General features: G+C 55.7%; 5 protein-coding genes. 2 read left to right on the top strand and 3 right to left on the bottom strand.

The features are described 5' to 3' along the window. Together ABJQ89_RS20080 and ABJQ89_RS20075 are read left to right on the top strand one after the other, a co-directional pair. The coding region (locus ABJQ89_RS20080) for an acetate--CoA ligase family protein (RefSeq protein ID WP_348497928.1) at positions 1 to 581 on the top strand (581 nt) is incomplete at its 5' end. Continuing rightward, the gene (locus tag ABJQ89_RS20075) at positions 578 to 1,363 is read left to right on the top strand and encodes a carnitinyl-CoA dehydratase (RefSeq protein WP_348497927.1); all 786 of its coding nucleotides are present in this window, start codon (positions 578 to 580) and stop codon (positions 1,361 to 1,363) included. The genes ABJQ89_RS20080 and ABJQ89_RS20075, both read left to right, overlap by 4 nt. A 63-nt stretch (positions 1,364 to 1,426) precedes the next feature. Here ABJQ89_RS20075 and ABJQ89_RS20070 read toward each other — a convergent pair whose 3' ends face one another. The 3 genes from ABJQ89_RS20070 to ABJQ89_RS20060 form a co-directional block, all read right to left on the bottom strand. Next, positions 1,427 to 1,933, bottom strand: coding sequence for an aggregation factor core (locus ABJQ89_RS20070; protein ID WP_348497926.1), 507 nt, complete (start codon positions 1,931 to 1,933; stop codon positions 1,427 to 1,429). 118 nt (positions 1,934 to 2,051) lie between these two features. Then, complete coding sequence (locus tag ABJQ89_RS20065) at positions 2,052 to 2,660, bottom strand: LysE family translocator (RefSeq protein ID WP_348497925.1); 609 nt, start codon at positions 2,658 to 2,660, stop codon at positions 2,052 to 2,054. Positions 2,661 to 2,818: 158 nt separating this feature from the next. Further along, positions 2,819 to 4,252, bottom strand: a complete 1,434-nt coding sequence (locus ABJQ89_RS20060) for an NAD(P)(+) transhydrogenase (Re/Si-specific) subunit beta (RefSeq protein ID WP_348497924.1) — start codon at positions 4,250 to 4,252, stop codon at positions 2,819 to 2,821. Positions 4,253 to 4,341 lie beyond the last annotated feature (89 nt).

The raw sequence follows: 4,341 nt of genomic DNA, 5'->3' as shown, positions 1-4,341 counted from the left end.
ATGGCATGCGCATCCCGAATGCGAGTTGCGCGAGTTCAGCCGAAGACGCGCCATCGAAAGCAACTGGTCTGACAGCGCCCTTCGTCGTGAAGGGCATGGGGCTTGCCCATAAATCCGAGGCGGGCGCTGTGCGTGTCGGCCTTCAAACAGGTGAGGCCGTGCAAGACGCGGCCATAGCGATGGACTGTGAAAGTTTCCTGATCGAGGAAATGGTGCAAGGCGCTGTCATTGAACTGCTTTTGGCCGTGACCTTGGACGCTGCCCATGGCTATGTCTTGACCATCGGCGCGGGCGGCACGCAAACCGAGCTGTTGCAAGACACCGCATCATTGGTTCTGCCCGTCACTGAGGCCGACGTGACCCAAGCGCTCAGCACGCTTCGATGCGCGCCGCTTCTTGATGGCTTTCGCGGTGCGCAAGGCATTGACCGCGCCGCGCTCTGGCGCGCGGTAGACGCGTTGCAAGCCTATGTCATTGCCCATCACGGCCGTATACAAGAGGTCGAAATCAACCCGCTTATCTGCACCCCAAACGACGCTGTCGCGGTGGATGCTTTGATCGTCAAAGGAGAGCTCGCATGAGCGATAGCCCCATCAAAACCGTACGTAACGGCCATATTCTGGAAGTGACGCTGGACCGCCCCAAGGCGAATGCTATTGATCTGGCGACAAGCCATATCATGGGCGAGGTCTTTCGCGATTTCCGCGATGATCCAGAATTGCGCGTGGCGATCATCACAGGCGCGGGCGATAAATTCTTTTGCCCAGGTTGGGATTTGAAAGCGGCGGCAGATGGCGATGCGGTTGACGGCGATTACGGCGTTGGAGGCTTTGGCGGCATGCAAGAGCTGCCGCATCTGAACAAACCCATCATCGCGGCGGTGAACGGTATTTGCTGCGGCGGCGGTTTGGAGTTGGCGCTCAGCGCCGATCTGATCCTCGCCGCGGATCACGCGACATTTGCTTTGCCTGAAATCCGCTCTGGCACCGTGGCCGATGCTGCGAGCGTCAAGCTACCCAAGCGCATCCCCTATCACATCGCGATGGACATGCTGCTGACGGGCCGTTGGTTCGACGCGGATGAAGCCGCGCGTTGGGGCATGATCAATTATGTCTACCCTGCCGCTGATCTGATGGAAGAAGCGCGCAAACTGGCTGAGCTTCTCGCCTCTGGCCCGCCGCTCGTTTATGCGGCGATCAAGGAGGTGGTGCGCGAGGCGGAAGATATGCAGTTCCAAGACGCCATGAACAAGATCACCAAGAGCCAGTTCAAAACCGTCGAGACGCTTTATACCTCAGAAGATCAGTTGGAAGGCGCCAAGGCCTTCGCAGAGAAACGCGATCCTGTTTGGAAAGGTCGCTGACGCCCTCTTTCATCCAAGACTGCAGGGCACGGCAAAGACGCGCCCTGCAATCATCTTCAAGTCTTAGGACTCGCATCCGCTTTGAGCGATTTTCGCGCGCGCATTGTCGCCGAACGTCGCTTTGTATGTCTTGCCACCTTGCGCAAGCATGATCCCTGCTCCAGCGATTTCACCGCCGCTCACAGTGATCTCACGCGCACCGCCCGTATCATCCACGTCCAACGTAAACGACACAGATTGCCCCTTTGGCAAAGACGACAGGCTCAGGCTTAGCGCTGTATCGCCGTCCGTCACAACCGGCGTCTTCGTTACCCAATCACCACCTGACACCAATTCAAAGGGTTGAAATACCTCAACACCCGCACCTGCGCTCGTGATGTCGAAGATGAGCCCACCTGCGGAGCCGTCAAGATTGATCGCAACATCGATTGGCCCATTCAAGCAATCAGAGTGGGACGTGATGACAAAACGATCCTTCGGCGCCCCTTCGATAAAGCGCACGTCGATATCCGCATGGAGTGCCGATCCGGCGATCAAAGCAGCGGCAGTAAGTGTGATGCAAGTGTTCATGGTTCTGTTCCCTGTGTTCTGAAAGGGGAACTGGGGCAACGCGCGCAAAAGTAAAGCCCCATCACAAAGACAGCGTTTTGGAGTTCTAGAAGAGCGAGGGATAAACGATGACGTTTAACTAGTTGGAACCTGCGAGCTTTAGGCCAAGAAACCCGAAGGTTCCCGCGAAGCTGCGTTTGATCCATGTCATCACTTTGGGCCGTGCAATGACGTAATCGCGCGCATAGGATGCGAAAGCGCCATAAAGGATGAACACCGCGAAGGTCATCGCCATGAACGCCAATGCGAGTTGCACCAATGAGGCTGTCGCATTCGCGGCGTTTGACGATACGAACTGCGGAAGGAATGCTAAAAAGAAGAGCGACAGTTTCGGATTCAGCACGTTCAAGAGCATGCCAGACAGCGCAATGCGCCCGTAGCGGCGGCGCTGTGTGTCTTCTGACACCTCCATGACCGTATCGTCATTCAGTATCTTCCAAGCCATATAAAACAAATAGGCAACGCCAAGGTATTTGATCACTTGAAACGCCAAAGCACTTGTATGCAGAAGCGCGGCGAGCCCGACGATACTGGCAATGGCCGCAGGCACGATTCCGAGCGTGCATCCGAATGCAGCGGCGATACTTGCTTTGAAACCCTGCCCCAATCCAACGGCCAAGGTGTAAATCACGCCGGTTCCCGGCAACAGGACTACAACAAGTGAGGTCAGGAAAAATTCAAACGACATGATTGGCTCCTGGCAAGGTTCAACAATGCTCGTTTAAAAGGCTCAAACTGTCAATTTCAAAGCTCTATGAACATTGGCGAAGTCACTTCGCAAAAACAAAACCCCGCCAAATCAATGACGGGGTTTCGCAAATTTCAAAGCATGGCACCAAAGGTGCGTTAGTCGATCATAGGAAGAAGCTTGTTCAAGCTTTCTTTCGCATCGCCATAGTACATGCGCGTGTTGTCCTTGAAGAACAGCGGGTTTTCGATGCCGGAATACCCAGTACCTTGACCACGCTTGGACACGAACACTTGCTTGGCTTTCCAGCACTCCAGAACAGGCATGCCTGCGATTGGAGAGTTTGGATCGTCTTGCGCCGCTGGGTTCACGATGTCGTTGGAGCCGATAACGATGGCGACGTCCGTTTCTGGGAAGTCCTCGTTGATTTCGTCCATTTCCATCACGATGTCATATGGCACTTTGGCTTCCGCCAAAAGAACGTTCATATGACCTGGCAGACGACCCGCAACTGGGTGGATCGCAAAGCGAACCTCTTTACCCTGTGCGCGCAGTTTGCGTACCAGCTCAGCAACCGCAGTCTGTGCTTGCGCAACAGCCATGCCGTAGCCTGGGATGATGATGACGCTGTCGGCTTCATTGAGCGCTGTTGCAACACCGTCGGTGTCGATTGCAACTTGCTCGCCTTCAACGGCCATTTGCTCGCCCGCGGGGCCACCAAAGCCACCAAGGATAACGCTGACGAACGAACGGTTCATCGCCTTACACATGATATAGCTAAGGATCGCACCAGAGGAGCCAACCAGCGCGCCAACCACGATCAACAGGTCGTTGCCGAGGGAGAAACCAATCGCTGCAGCCGCCCAACCAGAGTAGCTGTTGAGCATGGAAACAACGACCGGCATATCCGCGCCGCCGATGCCCATGATCAGGTGGTAGCCGATGAAGAGCGCCGCCACAGTCATGATGAACAATGGGAAGAAGCCGCCAGTGTTGCAGTACCAGATCAACGCGATGAAGGAGAGCGCAGCTGCGCCCGCGTTCAGCAAGTGACCGCCCGGAAGCTTCGTCGCTGCGCTGTCCACTTTGCCCGCCAATTTGCCATAAGCAATGACAGAGCCTGTGAAGGTCACAGCACCAATGAAGATGCCGAGGAACAGCTCAACACGAAGGATGCCGATCTCAACGCCATCTTTCTTGGCCAGAAGCGCTGCAAATCCGTCGAGTGCTTTACGCTCTGCATCGTCCATGCCCATAACGCGGCCAAGTTCGATGTGGGCGATCAAGCCGACGAAAACCGCCGCGAGACCAACCAAAGAGTGCATCGCAGCCACCAGTTCTGGCATTTGCGTCATTTGCACTTTGGTCGCCAATTGGTAACCGATTGCGCCGCCGCCTGCGATCAAGATGAGCGACAAAAGCCACAGACCAGACCCCGGGCCGACCAGCGTTGCAGCAACCGCAAGCGCCATGCCTGCAATGCCATACCATACCGCGCGTTTCGCGCTCTCTTGTCCAGACAGACCACCCAAAGACAGGATGAAGAGGACAGCTGCGACCACGTAAGCCGCTGTTGTAAATCCAAATTCCATTGATTTGACCCCTTAAGATTTCTGGAACATGGCGAGCATGCGCCGGGTGACAAGGAAGCCGCCGAAGATATTGATCCCGGCCATGAATA

The sequence above is a fragment of the Planktotalea sp. genome, assembly GCF_039984035.1.
Lineage (GTDB): Bacteria > Pseudomonadota > Alphaproteobacteria > Rhodobacterales > Rhodobacteraceae > Planktotalea.
The sequence above is the reverse complement of the archived record's forward strand: the minus strand, read 5'-3'. Positions and strand labels throughout refer to the sequence as shown.